The organism is Nocardia sp. NPDC055029, assembly GCF_053608525.1.
In genome coordinates, this window is sequence record NZ_JBSGVQ010000006.1 from 203,895 (window position 1) to 222,957 (window position 19,063).

Annotated in this window: 19 protein-coding genes; 8 read left to right on the plus strand and 11 right to left on the minus strand. The window is 68.4% G+C overall.

What is annotated here, in order from left to right:
- Positions 1-55 precede the first annotated feature (55 nt).
- Positions 56-2,569, plus strand: coding sequence for a GmrSD restriction endonuclease domain-containing protein (locus ACWF9G_RS08480; protein WP_452514560.1), 2,514 nt, complete (start codon positions 56-58; stop codon positions 2,567-2,569).
- On the opposite strand, the gene ACWF9G_RS08485 is transcribed toward ACWF9G_RS08480, so the two are convergent.
- On the minus strand, positions 2,566-2,847 hold the full coding sequence (locus ACWF9G_RS08485; RefSeq protein WP_452514561.1) for a hypothetical protein: 282 nt from the start codon (positions 2,845-2,847) through the stop codon (positions 2,566-2,568). The two genes, ACWF9G_RS08480 and ACWF9G_RS08485, sit on opposite strands and share 4 nt — an antisense overlap.
- Positions 2,848-2,937: 90 nt before the next feature.
- Here ACWF9G_RS08485 and ACWF9G_RS08490 point away from each other — a divergent pair, with 90 nt between their 5' ends.
- Both ACWF9G_RS08490 and ACWF9G_RS08495 read left to right on the plus strand, forming a co-directional pair.
- Positions 2,938-3,888, plus strand: coding sequence for an endonuclease/exonuclease/phosphatase family protein (locus tag ACWF9G_RS08490; protein WP_452514562.1), 951 nt, complete (start codon positions 2,938-2,940; stop codon positions 3,886-3,888).
- 75 nt (positions 3,889-3,963) lie between these two features.
- Positions 3,964-5,412 carry a metallopeptidase gene (locus ACWF9G_RS08495; protein WP_452514563.1) on the plus strand — a complete coding sequence of 483 codons (1,449 nt, stop codon included), beginning with the start codon at positions 3,964-3,966 and terminating at the stop codon, positions 5,410-5,412.
- Here the strand turns inward: ACWF9G_RS08495 and ACWF9G_RS08500 are convergent, their stop codons facing one another.
- From ACWF9G_RS08500 to ACWF9G_RS08510, 3 genes are read right to left on the minus strand one after another with little or no spacing between them, the layout of a single operon-like run.
- On the minus strand, positions 5,413-5,877 hold the full coding sequence (locus tag ACWF9G_RS08500) for a 6,7-dimethyl-8-ribityllumazine synthase (RefSeq protein WP_189033237.1): 465 nt from the start codon (positions 5,875-5,877) through the stop codon (positions 5,413-5,415). It abuts the gene before it with no gap.
- Positions 5,878-5,901: 24 nt separating this feature from the next.
- Positions 5,902-6,738 (minus strand): alpha/beta hydrolase, encoded by an 837-nt coding sequence (locus tag ACWF9G_RS08505; RefSeq protein WP_452514564.1) that lies wholly within the window; start codon positions 6,736-6,738, stop codon positions 5,902-5,904.
- Complete coding sequence (locus tag ACWF9G_RS08510; RefSeq protein WP_452514565.1) at positions 6,735-8,156, minus strand: M20/M25/M40 family metallo-hydrolase; 1,422 nt, start codon at positions 8,154-8,156, stop codon at positions 6,735-6,737. The genes ACWF9G_RS08505 and ACWF9G_RS08510 overlap by 4 nt, the downstream gene beginning before the upstream one ends.
- 119 nt (positions 8,157-8,275) lie before the next feature.
- Here ACWF9G_RS08510 and ACWF9G_RS08515 point away from each other — a divergent pair, with 119 nt between their 5' ends.
- Entirely contained in the window at positions 8,276-9,019 is a 744-nt protein-coding gene (locus ACWF9G_RS08515; protein ID WP_378852521.1) for a DUF4191 domain-containing protein, read from the plus strand.
- A 55-nt stretch (positions 9,020-9,074) separates the two neighbouring features.
- On the opposite strand, the gene ACWF9G_RS08520 is transcribed toward ACWF9G_RS08515, so the two are convergent.
- A complete protein-coding gene (locus ACWF9G_RS08520; RefSeq protein ID WP_379308696.1) occupies positions 9,075-9,458 on the minus strand; it encodes a YrdB family protein in 384 nt (127 codons plus the stop codon).
- 40 nt (positions 9,459-9,498) lie between these two features.
- Positions 9,499-9,954: an RDD family protein gene (locus ACWF9G_RS08525; RefSeq protein WP_452514566.1), complete on the minus strand. Its 456-nt coding sequence runs from the start codon at positions 9,952-9,954 to the stop codon at positions 9,499-9,501.
- Positions 9,955-10,205: 251 nt separating this feature from the next.
- On the opposite strand from ACWF9G_RS08525, the gene glnA reads away from it, so the two are divergent.
- Complete coding sequence (gene glnA / locus ACWF9G_RS08530) at positions 10,206-11,642, plus strand: type I glutamate--ammonia ligase (protein ID WP_379038951.1); 1,437 nt, start codon at positions 10,206-10,208, stop codon at positions 11,640-11,642.
- A gap of 75 nt (positions 11,643-11,717) precedes the next feature.
- Here glnA and ACWF9G_RS08535 read toward each other — a convergent pair whose 3' ends face one another.
- The 3 genes from ACWF9G_RS08535 to ACWF9G_RS08545 all read right to left on the minus strand — a co-directional run bounded on the left by ACWF9G_RS08535 (position 11,718) and on the right by ACWF9G_RS08545 (position 14,325).
- Positions 11,718-13,019: a lipase family protein gene (locus ACWF9G_RS08535; protein WP_452514567.1), complete on the minus strand. Its 1,302-nt coding sequence runs from the start codon at positions 13,017-13,019 to the stop codon at positions 11,718-11,720.
- Positions 13,016-13,600: a hypothetical protein gene (locus tag ACWF9G_RS08540; protein ID WP_452514568.1), complete on the minus strand. Its 585-nt coding sequence runs from the start codon at positions 13,598-13,600 to the stop codon at positions 13,016-13,018. The genes ACWF9G_RS08535 and ACWF9G_RS08540 overlap by 4 nt, the downstream gene beginning before the upstream one ends.
- Before the next feature lie 98 nt (positions 13,601-13,698).
- Complete coding sequence (locus ACWF9G_RS08545; RefSeq protein WP_452514569.1) at positions 13,699-14,325, minus strand: TetR/AcrR family transcriptional regulator; 627 nt, start codon at positions 14,323-14,325, stop codon at positions 13,699-13,701.
- Positions 14,326-14,462: 137 nt separating this feature from the next.
- Here ACWF9G_RS08545 and ACWF9G_RS08550 point away from each other — a divergent pair, with 137 nt between their 5' ends.
- Both ACWF9G_RS08550 and ACWF9G_RS08555 read left to right on the plus strand, forming a co-directional pair.
- On the plus strand, positions 14,463-15,254 hold the full coding sequence (locus ACWF9G_RS08550) for a thioesterase family protein (protein WP_452514590.1): 792 nt from the start codon (positions 14,463-14,465) through the stop codon (positions 15,252-15,254).
- 65 nt (positions 15,255-15,319) lie between these two features.
- Entirely contained in the window at positions 15,320-16,972 is a 1,653-nt protein-coding gene (locus ACWF9G_RS08555) for a CocE/NonD family hydrolase (protein ID WP_452514570.1), read from the plus strand.
- Positions 16,973-17,046: 74 nt separating this feature from the next.
- Here the strand turns inward: ACWF9G_RS08555 and ACWF9G_RS08560 are convergent, their stop codons facing one another.
- A complete protein-coding gene (locus tag ACWF9G_RS08560) occupies positions 17,047-17,982 on the minus strand; it encodes an NAD(P)H-dependent flavin oxidoreductase (protein ID WP_452514591.1) in 936 nt (311 codons plus the stop codon).
- A 173-nt stretch (positions 17,983-18,155) separates the two neighbouring features.
- On the opposite strand from ACWF9G_RS08560, the gene ACWF9G_RS08565 reads away from it, so the two are divergent.
- Complete coding sequence (locus ACWF9G_RS08565) at positions 18,156-18,452, plus strand: hypothetical protein (RefSeq protein WP_452514571.1); 297 nt, start codon at positions 18,156-18,158, stop codon at positions 18,450-18,452.
- Here the strand turns inward: ACWF9G_RS08565 and ACWF9G_RS08570 are convergent.
- Positions 18,385-18,966, minus strand: coding sequence for a TetR/AcrR family transcriptional regulator (locus ACWF9G_RS08570; protein WP_452514572.1), 582 nt, complete (start codon positions 18,964-18,966; stop codon positions 18,385-18,387). The genes ACWF9G_RS08565 and ACWF9G_RS08570 overlap by 68 nt on opposite strands.
- Positions 18,967-19,063: the final 97 nt, after the last annotated feature.

The following is a 19,063-nucleotide window of genomic DNA, read 5'->3' on the forward strand; positions in this document are numbered from 1 at the left end:
CGATTCGTGCAACGATGGAGCGCCTGCGCTACCGGATCGCGATCGAAAGGCTGCCGTGACACGTCTGTCCTCCCTGCTCGACCAGATCGATTCCGGAGCGGTGCTGCTGCCGGAATTCCAGCGCGGCTACGTGTGGAACAGGGACCAGGTGCGCGGGCTCATGCGGTCGCTGTATCTCGGGTACCCGGTCGGCGGGCTCCTGGTGTGGGAAACCGGCTCCGAGGACATCGCCGTGCGCGGCGGGGCAGGCGGGTCGGGACTGCGGCAGCTGCTGCTCGACGGTCAGCAGCGCATCACCACGCTCTACGGCATCCTGCGTGGCCGTGCGCCGTCGTTCTTCGAGGGCGACGCCGTGGCGTTCACCGGACTCCATTTCGACGTCGACCGTGAGGTTTTCGAGTTCCAGATCCCCGGCCGTGACACCGCGCCGACCTGGATCGACGTCACCGAGCTGTTCGCGCACGGCCCGGTGCACTACCTGCCCCGGTTCACCGATGTGCCGCAGGAAACCCTCGCCGCCTACCTCGACCGGTTGAACAAGCTGCGCGAGATCACCCACCGCGAGTTCAACGTCGAGACCATCACCGGCTCCGATCGCACCGTCGACGAGGTCGTCGACATCTTCAACCGGGTCAACTCCGGCGGCACCAAACTGTCCAAGGGCGACCTGGCACTGGCGACGCTGTGCGCGCAGTGGCCGCAGGCCCGCGGCAACCTGCGCGACCACCTGATCCGCTGGGACAAGGACGGCTACACCTTCACCCTGGACTGGTTGCTGCGCAACGTGATCGCCGTCGGCAACGGCCGCGCGCACTTCGACGCGCTCGGCGATCTCTCGCCCGCGGAGTTCGAGCAGGCGCTGGTCGCGACCGCGACCCAGGTCGACACCTTCCTCGACACCGTGGCGGGCCGCCTCGGCCTCGACCACGACCGAGTCCTCATGGGGCGCTACGCGATTCCCGTGGTGACCAGGCTGCTGTTCCTCAACGGCGGCCGCTTCGACGACGACCTGCATCGCGACCGGGTCCTGTACTGGTACATCCATTCCGCGCTGTGGGGCCGCTTCAGCGGTTCCACCGAGACCTTCCTGCAGCAGGACTACGACACCCTCGAACGCGGCGGCATCAACGGGCTCATCGCCTCGCTGGAGCGGCTGCGCGGCGGCTCACTCGACCTGTGCGCCGACGATTTCGCCGGCGCGACCCGAGGCTCGCGGTTCTATCCGCTGCTGTATCTGCTGACCCGCGTGGACGGTTCGCGCGATCTGGGCACCGGATCCGAGCTCGGCATCGAGCAGTTCGGCGAACGCTCGCCGGTGCAGGTGCACTACCTGTTCCCGAAGACCACCCTGCGCGATGCCGGATACGAGCGCAACGAGATCAACGCGATCGCCAACTTCTGCTTCCTCAGCCCCGGCTCGGAAGCCGAACTGGGCGAGCGCGAGCCCGCCGACTACCTCGCCGAGGTGGAGCGCAGGCATCCGGGAGTGCTCGCCTCACAGTGGATTCCGACCGATCCGGCACTGTGGCGGGTCGAGAACTATCGTGAATTCCTCCGTGCCCGCCGCAAGTTGCTGTCCGCGGCCGCCGATGCCTTCCTCGAGCAGTTGCGCACCGGCACCCTGCACCGGCCGACGCTGCTGTCCGTCGGCGTCGCCGGGGTGACCATCGGCGATCCGGCGGTGGACCAGGTGAACGCGCTCGTCGACGACCTCATCGCCGACGGCTTCGGTTTCCCGCTGCTCGACAGCGAGGTCTCCGACCCGGTGACCGGCCGCGAACTCGCTGTCGCCGAAGCCTTCTGGCCCGAGGGCCTGCAGCCCGGCGTCGGCATGCCGGTGGTGCTGGTACTCGAGCCGGCCAACGCCGACCTCACCCGCCTCGCCCAGCTCGGCTACGCGGTGTTCACCTCCGTCGACGCCCTGCGCGGCTATGTCGACAACCTGCGCGTCGAGGTCTCCGGCGACACCGGCCTCTACGGCCCCGCCGCCGACGTCGCCGCACTGGCCGACCGCCTGCCCGCCACCTGGGTCGGCAACTCCGAGCAGGTCTGGTTCCGCTTCGCCTGGAACCAGCTCGAGCGCGACCGGGCCGACGGTACCGACGCGGCACTGGAGCCCGAACAGGTCGCCCTGCGCTACATCGCCCTGTGGGCGCTGACCCGCACCTTCTACATCCACGCCTTCGACCAGGGCAATCCGGGGGAGTGGCGCTACTACCTCGGTGACGCCATCGGTCCGGCCCCGCTGGTGCCCCGCGAATGGCTGGCCCGGCGCGCCGTGGAATCCGGTGCACTGGCACCCGGCGCCGCCCCCGGCGACGAGGACATCGCGATCGCCCTGGTCCATGGCGTCATCGAGGTGGTCGAGGATGTCGCCACCGCCTTGGCCCACCTCCTCGGCGGTCCCGGCCTGTTCGCGTCCCTCTGGGCCTCGGCGGGCGCCGCCGAACACTACGGCTACCCCCTGTCCACCGACCAGATCAACGACCTCATCAACCAGGTCGTCAACGATCCCGCCTCCCGGAAGATCCAGGCCTACAACTGGATCGAGGCGGGGCTACCGCTCTAGGGCGTTGCGGTCGCGCGCTGGAACGTGGTGACGAAGTCACGCAGGGCGGCGCGGTCCTCGGTGCCGACCGGGCGATAGCCGCGGGCGGCTTCGACCGTGACCGCCGTGCCCGCGCGGAGCGGGAGTTCGGTCCAGCACACGGGGAGCACCGGCAGCTGGATGGTGCGGTCGGCGACGGTCAGGGTGAGCGCGGAGGTGTAGCGGCTCGCGACCGTCATCAGCTCCTCGACCGCTGCCTCGGTGAGCGGGCCTGCCGCCGTGAATTCCTCGATGTACATGCCGCCTCCTTCCGCGCCAGTGTATGCCCCACAGAAATCTCTCAAGGGCACCATAAGCGGGCCGCAATGTCGGCTGCATAGGGTGACCGCATGATGCGTGAATGGATGGAACGGGCCTTGCTCGTCCTGGGGTGGGGCGCAGTGATCACGGCGGTGGCCGGGATCGTGTTGCATGTCGGGAACTGGTCGCAGCGGTCGATGGTGTTGCTGGCCTCGGGGGCGATGTGGTTGATGCTCGGCGCGGTCGTCGGGTCGATCTTGCTGCTGATCGCGCGGAGCTGGCGGAGCGCGGTCGCCGGGGTGGTGGTGCTGGTCGGCGCGCTGTGGCTGGTGGCGCCGTCCTACATTCCGGAGAGCCGCGCGGCCGCTGGGCCGGAACTGGTCGTGTTGCAGTCGAACCTGCTGTTCGGCCAGGCCGACACCGCCGCGGTGGTCGCGGCCGTGCGGGACAACGACGTCGACGTGCTCACCACCGAGGAGTTGACCGTCGGCGCGATCGAGCGCCTGCGCACCGCCGGACTGACAGACCTGCTGCCCTACACCTACCTGGAACCCGCGCAGTCCGGCGGCGGGGGCACCGGCATCTACAGCCGATACCCGTTGCGCGACACCGAGAAATACGACGGCTTCATCATGAGCAATATCTCCGCGACGATGGAACATCCACAGCGCGGCCCGATCTCGGTCTTCGCCTTCCATCCGATCCCGCCGAACCTCGACTTCGCCGCGTGGTCGGCGGAGATGCGCCGGGTCGACGAGATCCTCGCCGGAACCAGCGCGCCCGCGATCGTCGGCGCGGATTTCAATGCCACCCACGATCATTCGGCCTACCGCGCCCTGCTCGACGGTCCTTTCGCGTCGGCGGCCGCCCAGACCGGCGACGGCATCCTGCTCACCTTCCCCGCGGATCGGCGGTGGGGACCGGTGATCGGCATCGATCACGTTCTCGTCGCAGGTGGTGTGGCGCAACAGGTTCGCACGCTCACCATCCCCGGCACCGATCACCGCGCGGTGCTGGCTTCGGTGCGGATGGACAGCTGACCGATCTCGTCTACCATGTGAGCGCTCGACAGCGGACCGCTAGGCGTCCGCGTCATTCCCGGGGAGGAACAGCGGATGATCAGACATCGATGGGGAATTGCCGTGGCCGCGGCACTGGTGAGCGTCGGCATGCTCGTATCCGGATGCACGACGACAACGGTCGCCAGCGACCAGGCGGTGCCGACCATGGACAACCCGTGGGAGGTGGCGGGCGCGACGTCGAACAGCGGGCCGAGCGGATCGCGCCCCGGGGTGCCCGACACCGACAAGAAGGCCGAGAACGGCGACAACGGCAAGATCGACAAGCTCGCGCTCAACGCCATCGCCGATATCGAAGAGTATTGGCAGACCGAGTATTCCAAGACGTTCCGCGGCAACTTCAAGCCCGCCTCGAAGTACATCTCGTGGTCGGCGAAGGCGCCGGAGTCGGAATCGGTGCAGTTCTGCAAGAGCAGCACCTACAAGCTCATCAACGCCGCGTACTGCCCGCTCGACCACACCATCGGCTGGGACCGTTCGGTCCTGCTGCCGCTGCTGGTCGACAAGTACAAGGAGATGTCGGTGGTGATGGTGCTGGCCCACGAGTACGGCCACGCCATCCAGTCCCAGGCCGACCTGCTGCGCGGCTTCCTCACCGACGCCCTGGTGAAGGAGCAGCAGGCCGACTGCCTGGCCGGTGTCTTCCTGCGCCATGTCGCCGAGGGCAACTCCAAGCACTTCACCCTCAACACCACCGACGGCCTCAACGGCGTGCTCGGAGCGACCGTCGCCGTGCGCGACCGCGACCCCAATGATCCCGACGCCGTGCACGGTTCGGCGTTCGAGCGGGTCACCGCGGTGCAGATGGGGTACACCGAGGGCGCCGGGTCCTGCAAGGGCATCAACAAGGACGAGATCAACAAGCGCCGGGGCGGTCTGCCCGTCACCTTCGAGGACGGCGAGCGCGATGAGCAGCTGCCGGTGAACCAGGAGACCCTGAGCTCGCTGGCCACCCAGCTGGGCAAGTCGATGCCGGTGAAGAACGCGCCGAAATTCGACTACGCGGGCGTCACCCGCAACTGCTCCTCGACCACCACGACCGAACCGGTGTCGTACTGCCCGGGAAGCAACACCATCGGCACCGACCTGCCCGCCATGGCCAAGCGCGCGGGCGAGGGTGCCAGTGGCAAGGAGGAGCCGCTGTCCGCGGTGGTCACCGGCGACTACAACGCCGCGGTGGTCTTCGTGTCCCGCTACGCCCTGGCGGTGCAGCAGGATCGCAAGCTGTCACTGACCGGCGCCGAGTCGGCAGGCCTGCGCACCGCGTGCCTGTCCGGTGCGCTGACCACGAAACTCAGTGAGCCGAGCAGTGATCCGCGCCTGTCGGCAGGCGACCTCGACGAGGCCGTGTCGGGTCTGCTCGCCGACGGCCTCGCGGCCGCCGACGTCAACGGCAAGGTGGTGCCGAGCGGCTATCAGCGCCTCGAGGCGTTCCGCACCGGCGTCCTCGACGGCGAACAGGCCTGCCTGACCCAGTTCAAGTAGTCAGCGCGCCGCGGGCAGTGACCGCAGGGAGCTGAGGGTGTTCGCCACCGCGCGGGCAGCCTCGGCTCCCTTTGTCACGAAGTGGTTGGTGTAGTAGTCGACGTGCTCGCTGTGCTCGTGGAAGTGGTGCGGGGTGAGCACCACCGAGAACACCGGCACGTCGTTGTCGAGCTGCACGCGCATCAGCCCGTCGATCACCGCGGTGGCGACGAAGTCGTGGCGGTAGATGCCGCCGTCGACGACCAGCGCGGCGGCCACGATCGCCTCGTAGCGGCCGGTGCGGGCCAGGCGCTGGGCGTGTAGCGGGATCTCGAAGGCACCGGGGACGTCGAACACCTCGACGACGGCGGGGTCGAACCCCAGGCCTGCGTATTCGGCGAGGAAGCCCTCGTGAGCCTTGGTGACGATGGAGCTGTGCCAGCTGGCGCGGATGAAGGCGACGGCGCCGGTAGACGTGGTTCCCATGGGCGGAGTCTACTAGGTTCTAAGTTACTCGTCGGTAATATGCTGGGAGAGCCAGTCGGTGACATCACCGATGACCTGATCGCGCTCGGGTTCGTTGAACACCTCGTGGAACAGCCCCGGGTAGCGCAGCACCGTCACGTCGGCCGAGCCGGTGTCGCGTTCGAGCAGGTCCGAGCTCGACGGCGCGGCGATGGTGTCGGCGGTGCCGTGCAGCACCAGCAGCGGCGGGGTGAGCGCGCCGAGACGCTGCTTCACCAGCGCGGTGTGCTGCAGGATCTCCACCGCGGTGCGTGCGGGCAGCTTGCCGCGGAACACCAGCGGGTCGTCGTCATAGGCCCGCACCACCTCGGGGTCGCGGCTGATCGTCGACGAATCCAGGGTCAGCACACCGAGATTCGGGGCGAACCTGGTCAGCAGCGGCGCGGCCAGGCGCTGCACCGGATTGCCGAGCGGGATGTCGAGCGGGGGTGCCGACAGCACGATCCCGGCCACGGCGACCGGCCCGCGAGTGGCCAGATGCAGCACCACCAGGCTGCCCATCGAATGCCCGAGCAGGAAGCGCGGCAGCCCGGGGTGGGCCGTGCCTGCGAGATCGAGCAGCGTCGCGACATTGTCGGCGGCGGCGTGCATCGACCCGATATTGGCCGCGGCGCCCTCTGACAGGCCGTGCCCGACGTGGTCGAGCGCGTACACCGCGAATCCGGCCGCGGCGAGCTTGTCGCCCACGTACTCGTAGCGCCCCGAGTGCTCGGCGATGCCGTGCACGAGCACGACCACCCCGCGCGGCGCTGTCTCGGGTTGCCAAGCGCGCCACGAGATCCGGCCGCCGTTGCCGGCGAATTCGCCCGTGTCCGTCGTCATCGCTGCGCTCCTTCTTCGGGGCCCGGCGCCACCGCGAGCCGCTCGAGCAGGCGCCGGTTGAACTCGATCAGTCGAGCGTAGTTGAGCCGGGAGATCCGCTCGTCGGTTCCGTGGATCCGTTCCAGGTCGGCCGCGGTCAGCACGATCGGCGCGAAGTTGCAGCGGGTCTGCGCCAGGCCGTCGTAGTGCCGGGAGTCGGTGGCGCCCGGCACGATCCCGGTGGTCGTCACGATGCCGGGGACCACGCCGGTGGCGAGCTCGGCGATCAGCTCGAACGCGGGACCTGGGCCGGTGACCTGCGAGGGTTCCGACGCGGGCCCGACCAGGTCGATCGCCACGCCGATGTCGCGGATCACCCGGCGGCAGTGCGCGAGCACCGCCGACACCGAATCACCGGGCAGGATCCGGAAATTCACCAGCGCCTCGGCGCTCTGCGGCAGCACATTGGCCTTCACGCCGCCCCGGATCACCGTCGGCGCGGTCGTCGTGCGGACCAAGGCCTCCGTGGTCGGGCCCGCCGCCAGTATGCGCGCGACGAGCGGCCCCGCCAGCGTGGACAGGCCACGCGTCTCGGTGAATTCGAGCAGCTTGCGCCGCGGTTCGGGCAGGGCGACCCGCATCCGGGCGAGCATGTCGGTGATCACCGGGGTCAGCCGCAACGGCATCGGATGGTCCTGCACCCGCGCGACGGCGCGCGCGATCCGCCCGACCGCGGTCTGCTTGCCAGGCATCGACGAGTGCCCGCCGGTCTCGGTGACCGAAAGCCGCACCGTCGCATAGCCTTTCTCGCCGAGCATGATGCTGGCCACCGGCCGGTCGACCCCGTCGGCGACGCCCTCGGTGATCACCCCGCCCTCGTCGAGCAGCAGATCGGCGCGCACCCCCTCGGCGCGCAGGTGCTCGGCCATCCGGACCGCGCCGCCGTCGCCGAAGACCTCCTCGTCGTGACCGAAGGCCAGATAGACGGTGCGCCGCGGACGGATTCCCGTGCCGAGCGCCCACTCGACAGCCTCCAGCACGGCGAGCACCCGGCTCTTGTCGTCGATCGCGCCCCGGCCCCAGATGAACTCCGCGTCGACGACACCGGCGAACGGGGGATGGGTCCAGCGCTGCGGATCGTCGACCGGGACCACGTCCTGGTGGGCCAGCAGGATCGCTGAGGCGTGCCCTGGCTCGGCGCCGTCCCAGCGGTAGAGCCTGCTGCGGCCGAAGGTGGTCACGGTCAGCTCGGCGTGTACCCGCGGGAACGAGGCCTCGAGGTGCTCGGCCAGCCGGGCGAACTCCGCGTCGGCGGTGTGCGCGGGATCCTCGGTCGAGACGGTCACGCACCGCAGGGCCGCGGCCAAGCGCTCGGCGACCTCGTCGTCGACGCCGTCGGTGACGGGGGAGCTGGCCGGGTTCTCGGTGATCGGGCGCATCCTAGGCATTCTTGCCCGTGCTCGCCCCGTTCGCCGCCGAAGGCGTCCGAATCGCCGTATTCGTGTCGGAGCGTCATGCGGTCAGACGGGTCGGCGGAGGGGCATCTAAGCTGAGAGACATGGCAGGAGGCAAGGGCGGCAAGCCGTCGAAGGAAGCCAGGGCCGCGGCTAAAGCGGCCCGCAAGCAGGCATCACGCGAACGGCGTCAGCAGTTGTGGCAGGCGTTCAACATGCAGCGCAAGGAAGACAAGGCGCTTCTGCCGCTGATGATCGGCGCACTCGTCGGCACCACGGTGGTCTTCTTCCTCATCGGTCTGATCTTCGACATGCAGTGGTTCCTGCTGCCGCTGGGTCTGCTGCTCGGTGTGCTGTTCGCGTTCATCATCTTCGGACGTCGCGTGCAGAAGAACGTCTACCGCAAGGCCGAGGGCCAGGCTGGTGCTGCCGCGTGGGTGCTGGAGAACCTGCAGGGCAAGTGGCGGGTCGCCAACGGCGTCGCGGCCACCACCCAGCTCGACGCCGTGCACCGCGTCATCGGCCTGCCCGGCGTCATCTTCGTCGCCGAGGGCTCGCCGCAGCGGGTGAAGTCGCTCATCGCGCAGGAGAAGAAGCGCACCGCCCGCCTGGTCGGTGACACCCCCATCTACGAAGTGATCGTCGGCAACGACGAGGGCCAGACCCCGCTCAAGGATCTGCAGAAGTTCCTCACCAAGCTGCCCCGCAATATCGACGTCAAGCGGATCGACCAGATCGAGGGCAGGCTGACGGCCCTCAGCTCGCGCAGCGGCCCGGCCATGCCGAAGGGCCCGATGCCCCCCGGCGCCAAGATGAAGGGCATGCAGCGCGCCATCCGCCGCCGCTGAGCCTGCGACCTCCACGAGCCCGGCACCTGATCGCAGGTGCCGGGCTCGTGCCGTTTCAGGAGTTCGGCGACCGTCCGGTCAGCAGCCATAGAACCCGGTCGTAGGCCAGCAGGTGATACGCGACGAGCACCGTCGCCGAGATCAGCGCGGCCCGGGACAGTCCCGCGGCCCACAGTGCCGCGGCCCCGCCGAACAGCACGACGAATTCGACGACCAGCCGCACCGGACCCGAGACCGGCACCGGCGAACCGCCGCCACGGCCCGGATCGTCGGGCAGGGTGAACGTGCCCCAGAGCACTGCGGCCGCGATCGGCAGCACGACGACGAGCAGATATCGCCAGGGGGAATCGAAGGCCCGCCATCCGTACACCCCGAACGAGGCGATGGCGATCAGTTCGAGCAGGAAACGCGCGGCCAGCATGGCCGGATTCAGTGACACGGGCCTCAGCGTACGACCACCGGTGACCCGCCGCGCGGGCTCAGCGGGCGTTGACCAGCGCGGTGCCGGTGGCTCGGTCGTGCATACCGCGACCGTCGGCGTCGGTGAACAGCGCGGGGACAACGAACACCAGCAGCACCTGCCTGGCCAGCGCGCGCACGAATCCGACGGCCACCGGGGCGTCGATCCGGATGACCCGCAGCTTCATGAAGTACTGGCCAGGGGTGAACCCGAACAGCGTCACCGCGGCGACGCCGATCACGAACCACACCAGCAGCGGCACCGACGAGGAGACGAAGCTGCGGGTGATCACCGCGGCGATGCCGACCGCGATGAACCAGTCGATGAACAGGGCGACGACCCGGCGCCAAGTCGCGGTCAGCGAGCCCGCCCCTTCGCGCGGCAGCCCGTACAGCTCGCCGGGGTAGCCCGATGTTTCCGGGTCGCCCGGTTCCGCGGGGTTTCCGGAGAGCCATGTGCCGGTGATACGCGCCATGGCTCCCAGGATAGTGGCGCGCTATCGGCCGCCCACAGCCGCATTAGTGGAGGTCACGTCTTCGCGCGATCGGGCGGATGGCAGGATTACGATGCAGCTCGCGCCCGGATGGCAGACATCACCTCGAATCCGGCACGCGTAACACTGGCGAAACACAGCCTTGACTGTAGGGAAACACCGCGTCCATAGCGTCAGGTCGCGACGAACCCATGCATCGTGACTGGCTGGGAACCGATCCGTAAGGAGAACAAGTGACGTTCAGCACGGCCGAAGAGGTCATCCAGCACATCAAGGAAGAGGACATCGAATACGTCGATATCCGCTTCTCGGACCTTCCCGGCGTCCAGCAGCACTTCTCGATCCCGGCCAAGGCGTTCACCGCCGACCTGGCGGAAGAGGGTCTGGCGTTCGACGGCTCCTCGGTGCGTGGCTTCCAGTCGATCGACGAGTCGGACATGCTCCTGCTCCCCGACTTCAGCACCGCTCGGATCGACCCGTTCCGTGCCGCGAAGACGCTCAACCTGAACTTCTTCGTGCACGACCCGTTCACCCGTGAGGCGTACTCCCGCGACCCGCGCAACATCGCGCGCAAGGCGGAGGAGTACCTGCGTTCGACCGGTATCGCCGACACCGCGTACTTCGGTGCCGAGGCCGAGTTCTACATCTTCGACGGCATCCGCTACGGCTCGGGCATGAACGGCTCGTTCTACGAGATCGAGTCGATCTCCGGCTCGTGGAACACCGGCAACGAGTTCAACCCGGACGGCAGCCGCAACCTCGGCTACAAGGTCCGCAACAAGGGCGGTTACTTCCCCGTCGCCCCGTACGACCACTACGTCGACCTGCGCGACAAGATCTCGACCAACCTGCAGAACGCGGGCTTCGAGCTCGAGCGCGGCCACCACGAGGTCGGCACCGCCGGCCAGGCCGAGATCAACTACAAGTTCGGCACGCTGCTGGGCGCCGCGGACGACCTGCAGCTGTTCAAGTACATCGTGAAGAACACCGCGTGGCAGGAAGGCAAGTCTGTCACCTTCATGCCGAAGCCCCTCTTCGGTGACAACGGCTCGGGCATGCACGTGCACCAGTCGCTGTGGAAGGACGGCAAGCCGCTGTTCCACGACGAGGCCGGCTACGGTGGCCTGTCGGACCTGGCGCGTCACTACATCGGCGGCATCCTGCACCACGCCCCGTCGCTGCTGGCGTTCACCAACCCGACCGTCAACTCGTACCACCGTCTGGTGCCGGGCTACGAGGCCCCCATCAACCTGGTGTACTCGCAGCGCAACCGCTCCGCCGCGGTCCGCATCCCGGTCACCGGCAACAACCCGAAGGCCAAGCGCATCGAGTTCCGCGCGCCTGACTCCTCGGGTAACCCGTACCTGGCCTTCGCCGCCATGATGATGGCCGGCCTGGACGGCATCAAGAACAAGATCGAGCCGCTGGCTCCGGTCGACAAGGACCTCTACGAGCTGCCGCCCGAGGAGGCCAAGAACATCCCGCAGGCCCCCACCAGCCTGGCCACGGTCATCGACCGCCTCGAGCAGGATCACGACTACCTCACCGAAGGCAACGTCTTCACCGAGGACCTGATCGAGACCTGGATCCAGATCAAGCGCGACAGCGAAATCGCGCCGGTCAACCTGCGTCCGCACCCCTACGAGTTCGAGCTGTACTACGACGTGTAAGTCGCAGCAGCCGATTCGTCGGTAGCAGTGTCTGAATCGCCCGCCCACGGTTTCCGTGGGCGGGCGATTCAGGTTCTACGCACCACCGAGCGACATGGACTGCACTGTGCGCGTCGAGCAACCGTCCGGCGCGGCCTGCCCCGCCAGACGGTCATCGATCCAGCGCAGAACCGCGGGAGTCGCACTGATCGCGAGACTGACATGCTCGCTCAATTGGTCCCGGGTATAGGTGATCGGCGCCCCCGCGGCGCACCACTGTGCCACCGCCTTGTCGGGCCCTGCGATCGTGACGATCTCGTCGTGCACGGCGTTGTAGAGGAACAGCGGCGGGGTCGAGGCCACGGGGCTGAAGTCCAACGCCTCCAACGACGCCTGTACCTGCTCGAGCAGTTGCGAAAAAGGGATCGTCAGGTAGTCGTCCATGCGCAGGAACGCGTGCTGAGCCACGTTCTGCGTCACGCATTTGCTGTCACCCGCGGCCATCAGTGCCTGCCCGGCGGGCGTCAGATATTTGTCGAATGCCGCCGCCAGAAGCGGATCGGCGCGCATCATGCCAGGCAGGAGCGACGGCAGGAAGCCGGAGAACGGACCGTCGTCGAGCGTCGCGATGTAGGGGCCGATGGGTACTGTCCAACCACCCATGGCAACACCGACCAGCCGTAGTTCGGGAGCGTAGGTAGGTTGCATCTGCGCGACCCAACTGGTGCCGTACGACCCGCCGGAGTAGCCCATCGCGGCCACCGGAGTATCGATGCCGGGCAGGCCGAGCGGCGCGAAATCCTGGGCTGCGCGCACTCCGTCGAGCGTGGCGTAACCCGGCTGTCTCGGGGCGAACAGCGTCCCCTCCGGCCCCTCCCAGTCGGGTACGGAAATGGCATGACCGGACGACAGCATCTGCTCGATCTGAATGAGATCCAGCGAGGAGTCGTACTTGTCCGGCGCTCCTTGCCGGAGGACGTACGAGGGCGCGCACTGGGGGGCCGAGGCATCCGTGGCAGCCTGATAGCTGATCAATCCCTTGACCTGCCCGGTTCGTGGGCGCAGCACCGTCGTCACGGTCGCCATAGGCCGGCCGTCGGTATCGGTCGTTCGATACAGCAACTGCCAGGCATCGGCGTCCTGCGCCTGCGGCGCCAGCGAGGCCACCTCGACGGGTCGCGAATTCAGGATGGTGCCCGGCGCCTCCGAGTCCCAGCCCGATGGCGGGGTGTAGAACGGGTCGTTCTGCGGAGTTGGCAGCGGATCCGCATGACCCACCGCCATGGGAGTACCGGTAATACACAACACGGCCGAAACTGCGATCAGAACCGAGCGCAGCTGACCGCGCTTGGCCACTGAACCCGTTGCACCACAGGCTGATACAACACTGCCCTTCATTGAGACTTCCCTCCATGGAAGGGACCGCCGCCCGCGAATCCCCCTGAAGGCAGCAGGGTACATCTCCCGATCGGGATAGATACCCGAACAGACGACGAAGATCGCGCCGGGTTACCGGGCGGCGAGTTTGGAGTGGATGGCCGCGATGAAGGCGGTCGGGTCGGGGTGGGGCCGGGGCCGAGGTTGAAGTGGCTGCGGTTCGCCCAGGATCCGAGCATGGTGGCGTCGCTGCGGTCCGCGGGCTGGGAGGTGGCGCGTTCGAGGGTGAACACCCTGACGTTGTCGGAGTTCTCGGGCAGTACGACCGCGACGAAATGTGCTTCCGCGGCGGCGGCCGGTGCCGGTAGTTCGACGAGCAACAGCTGGAATCCCGCCGCGTCGATGCGGCGGCCCGTGATGCCGTCGCTCGGCAGGCGGTCGTCGTCGGCCAGTCGCTCGCCGACGTTGTCCCACAGGTACTTGAGCTGTTCGGTGTAGCCGTGCGGCGGCTCATCGGTGACCATTCGCGAGCCGAGCCGCTGGGCCAGGTTCGGCAGGACCTGGTGTGCGAACTGGTAGTGATGGGTTCTCGGCTCGGCCATGATGGGTTCCCTCCCGTAGCGAGCGGGAATTCCCCGCCCGTGCCGGACAAGCTACCCGCCGGGTCCGACACCGAGACACAGTGCCCGATCGGCGCCGATCAAGCCCGGACGAACAGGCGCATCGATTCGTCGACGACGGCGTCGCGAGTGCGGCCGTCGGGATCGGCATCCGGGCGAAGCCAGATCGAGGCGTGGTTCAGGATGCCGTGCAGGCAGTGCAGCGCGACCGAGGGATCGGGGCAGTCGAATTCGCCTGACGCGATACCCGAGTCGACGACCTCGCGGAAGATCCGATCGTGCCGTCGGCGCATGGTCTTGATGGCTTCGGTGTGCTCGGCGGGCCACGGTGCGGGGAACGAGAAGAGCTTGCCCACTTCGGGATACAGCACCGTCAGCACCCGCAACTGCTCGGCGACGAGTGCGCGGAGGCGATCGGTGGCCGACCGGTCCGCCGCGGCATCGAGAGCGTCGCCGAGGTGGGTCAGCACATCGGAGGTCAGCTTCTCCAGCGCCGCGGAGACCAGCGCGTCCTTGCTCGGAAAATAGTGGTAGAGAGTGGCTTTCGCGATGTCGGAACGTTCGGCGACATCTTCGAACCGCATTCCCTGATAGCCGCTGCCGGACAGGATCTGCAGCGCGGCATCGATCATCTCCGCCTTGCGGCGATCGCGTCGTCTCGCTGCGCGCCCGGCGGGCACGACGCTCTCGTCCGCAATCGAAGTCATCGGCCGATCATATCCGGGGCCGGTCGTCGAACCATTCCGCCAATTGCCCGGACGCACGCCAGTGAAGTCGACCACAAGGATGGTGAACCGACTTGTAAGATGAAAACTCGACCCGTAGGTTGAGTTTTGTGACGGACATGAGCACCCCGGCGACCAGCTACTTCCAGCGAATCGGCACGCACCGTTTCGTGCCGACCGTCCACGCGGGCGGCGCCTGGAGCACCGACGAGCAGCACTTCAGCCCGCTTGCCGGGCTGATCGTCCACGAGATCCAGCGCGCACAGGCGCGGGAACAACGCCCCGCGCTGGTCATGAGCCGGATCAGCTTCGACATCCTCGGCCGGATCGGGTTCGAGGAGTTCGACATCGACGTCAAGACGATCCGCCCCGGCCGCACCATCGAACTGGTCGAGGCCACGGTCACCATCGCAGGCCGCAGCGTCGTGAGCGCCCGCGCCTGGATGCTGAGCACCCAGGACACCGACAGCGTCGCGGGCGGCGAGCCCGACCGGCTGCCCGCGCCCGAATCGCTGTCTCCCTGGCCGCTCACCTCGGTATGGCCCGGCGGCTACATCGCCTCGCTCGACGCCCGCCCCGTCGGTCACCCGCAACCAGGGCGAACCACCGCCTGGATCCAGTCGGCGGTGAATCTGGTTGCCGGGGAATCCGCCGACCCGCTGGCATCGTTCCTCGCGCTGGTGGATACCGCGAACGGCATCGCTGTCCGGCAAGAGCCGACCAAGTGGATGTTCCCCAACGTCGATCTGACCATCCACCTGTACCGGCAACCCGAAGGCTCCTGGACCGGCCTCGACACCAGCGTCACGTTCGGCCACGCGGGCCAGGGACTGACCACCACCGTGCTGCACGACACCCGGGGACCGGTGGGAGTCGCCGAGCAGATCCTGACCGTCCGCCCGCAGCCGTAGCGACACAGCTCCGCCCCAGGATCTCGGGGCTGGACGCCGCTGCCGCGAGCGGCGATAGTCCATCCGTGCAATGGGGTGCGATGGTGGCGCGGGTCGTCGCCGGTGTGGCGTTGGTGCTGGGTATGGCGGCGCCGGTCTCGGCCGAGCCGGTCGATGTGGCGTTCACGTGGACGCAGGAGTATCTGACCGCGCCGGACGGCACGCGCCTGCACGCCGATGTCCTGCGGCCCGCGGGTCTGGCCGACGACGTGCGCACCCCGGTACTACTGACCGCCAGCCCGTACCGTGCGCACCTGGCCTACCTCACCCAGCCGCGCCCCGAAGGCGGACCGTCCACCGACAACCTGCCGGTGGAATGGGCATTGAAGTCCGGCTACACCTACGTGATCGTGGACCTGCGAGGCTTCGGCGGGTCCAACGGATGCCCGGATTTCGGTGGCCCGGGGGAGCGGTCCGACGTGGCCACCGCGGTGGAATGGGCCGCGAGCCGACCGTGGTCGACGGGTCGGGTCGGCGTGGTCGGCACCTCCTACGAAGGCTGGACCGGCATGCTCGCGCTGGCCGCGAAACCGAAGGGACTGGCCGCTGTCGCTGCCTTCGAGCCGGTCGTCGACCCGTACTCCTACCTGTACATGCAGGGCGTCTCGTGGAAGTTCGGCGGAAAACCGCTGACCGAGGACGGCCTTCGCCCCGCCGACCTCGCCGGTCCGGAACATCTCGCCATCGCCCACACGCCGGGCCGCTGGGACGACTCACCCGAATACCAGGCCAACGCACTCCAGACGACCAAGGAGTGCACCGACAGCTATCTCGCGCTCACCACCGACCACAACGGCGCCAACCCGGGCTGGCGTGACCGCGACATCGTCGAGGACCTGCGCGGCAACACGACTCCGCTGTTCCTCGGCCAGAGCTTCCTCGACTCCAACACCCGAGCCGACCGCGTCCTCGACGCCTGGCAGGGGATGGGCCCCGGCGAGCACCGCGCGTGGTTCGGGCAGTGGGGTCACTCGGACTGCCGCAGCCGCTGCGGCACGCCGCATTTCAACGCGGAGCTGGCCGCGTTCCTGGACCGGCACGTGGCAGGCGCGGCCGTGGAGGTCCCCGGACCGCCGGTCACCGTCGGCCAGTTCGATGGCGGCTGGCGCAGTGAAAACATCTGGCCCCCAGCGGATTCCCGGCGCGTCACCGTCGACCTGCGCACCGGCACGTTTCAGGACCGCGGCCTGCTCCCCGGCCCCGACCGCGAAATCTGGTCGATCTCCGCGCCCGTGACCAGCGCGCTGCACCTGGCAGGCCGGGCCACCGCGACACTGAACCTCGCCGGACCGCCGAATGCCACTGTCGCCCTGGAGCTCTACGACATCGCACCCGACGGCCGCGCCACCGTCATCACCCGCGGCATCGCCCCCGTCGGCCCGGAGGCGCGGATCCGCCTGCTCTGGCAGGACGCCCGCCTGACCACCGGCCATCGCCTCGGCATCCGGATCACCGATGTCGTCGACGACGTCTGGTCCCACACCCCGGCCAACGCCACCGTCACCGTGTCAGCGGCCCGCCTCGAGCTGCCGCTACTTACCAACCCCCGCGAGACCGATCTCGCAGGCGGCGTACCGATTTGGCACGCCAGATGGCGGACCGAGGAAACAATGCAGCTCGACCAGGGAATGCTGAACGATCCTGCGCGAATCGTCGACCTGCACAACCCGGTTGGTTAGTTGCGTCGCGACCACCACGAATCGGTCTGAGCTGTGCGGGATACCGACGGCGGTCGAGACGGGTGCGCCGGTCGTCAACGGCGCAACAACACCGCCGCGTCACGGCACAACCGATCGATGATCGCGGCGGCGGGTTCGATGTGGGTGATGAGGCCGACGCCCTGACCGGCGTCCACCGGTGCGATGGTGACATCATCGGATTCGATGGCGGCACGGAGCATCTCGGCGCTCGGCCGCGACTCGTCGAACTCGGGCCGCGACCAGGGATCGGTGACGTCGTTGCGCAGCACCCGAGCCGGATAGATCGGCGGCCACGGCAGGTCGAGCGTTTTGTCGAACGCGGTGGTCACCACGGTATGGGTGGAATCGGCCGCGAGCATCGCCCGCCGGGCGTTCTCGGGCACCAGCGACTCGTCCGCCGCCGCCAGACACGTCCCGAGCCATGCCCCCGCCGCACCGGCCGCGAGCACCGCGGCCAGTGTGCGCCCGGAACCGATCCCGCCCGCCGCCAGCACCGGAACCGTCGCGATATCGAGCACGGCATCGAGCAGCGGCAGCAGCGCGAGCCGGTCGGCGCCGTGCCCACCGCCCTCGCTGCCCCGCGCGACGAGCACATCGATACCGGCATCCTGGGCACGATGCGCGCCGGGCACGTCGTAGACCTGCGTGACCGCGAGAATCCCCGCCGCCTGCACCACCGGTACCCACGAGAAATCGGTGCCGAAACTGATCGACAGAATGCGCGGCTTCGCGGCGATCGCGGCCTCGAGCAGGCCGGTTTCGCGCCGGCGCACCCAGTCGACGAGCCCGATCCCGGACACCGCGCCTCCTGCGGCGGCGAGCTCGCGCTCCAGCGCTGCCACCGATCCGGCGCTGCCCATCCCGATCATGCCCAGCCCACCCGCCGCGGTCACCGCCGCCGCGAGCCGTCCCCCCGCCGCACCACCCATCGGCGCGTTCACCACCGGCACACGCAGACCGATCGAACGCGACCACGGTGTCGCCAGGATGTCCTGTTCCGCTGTGCTGGTCATGGGCTCGGCACCTCTCGTCGTGGCTCGGCCCACCCATCATGCCAAGCGCCGGTGACAGTGATCGCGCACGCCGCGTTCGAAAGGCCGAGGACCGCACCGCTCAGGCGTATGTTCGTCAGCAGTGTCGCAACGACGAACGGGGGTTTTCGATGACGATCAGGGATCGGCTAGAGGAGGCGGTCGCCGCGCCACCGACGATATTCGGCGAACCGATGGAGACGGCCGACGGCGCGACCATCATCACCGTCGCGCGCGGCAGTGCCTTCGGGCGATCGGCCCGCCCGGTCGGCGTGTTCGTCGTGCACGACGGCCGCGCGCACTGGACACCCGCCGTCGACTCCAATCGCATCGCCCAGCTGGGGGAATGGATCGGCCTGCTCACCGGGGTGATCGCGGCGCTGGCGATTCTGCGGCGCCCGCCGTGGCCTGATCTGCGCTGCCGTTGAGTCCGTGCAGGGCCAGCGCCTCGAAACGTCGCCATGCCCGTGCCGGCGGGACCGGGGCGTTCGGATCGATCACCGTGCCGAGGACACCGACCAGCCCCCACGACAGGAACGCGACGGTATCGTCGGCCAGTCCGTCGACCAGCTCGCCGATCAGGTCGGCCACGCACCGCCGGTAGGAGTGCAGCACGGTCGTGGTCGCCTTCGGTCCGATGAGCGGCTGATACACCTCGGGATACTGCGCCGCGAGATGGAACATCACCCGCAGCGGTGCGATCGGCGAGCCGGGGGCGGTGGTTCTGGCGATCTCGCGGCGCAAGAACTCGGTGCAGCTGACCAGCAGTAGATCGTCCTTGTCGCGAAAGTGCGCGTAGAAGGTGGAGCGCCCGACGTCGGCCCGGTCGATGATGTCGCTGACCGTCACCCGGTCGTAGCCGCGTTCGATCATCAGCTCGATCAGCGCGCGGTGCAGGGTGTCCCTGGTCCGGCGGACCCGGCGATCGGTGTGCTCGGCCATCGTTCCTCCACGGGACGGATGCACCGGATGTGTCCGGAATCGGACAGATCCGGCGGTTATGGTTCTGGTCGCCGCCGTCGCCGCGTTCGACCATGGA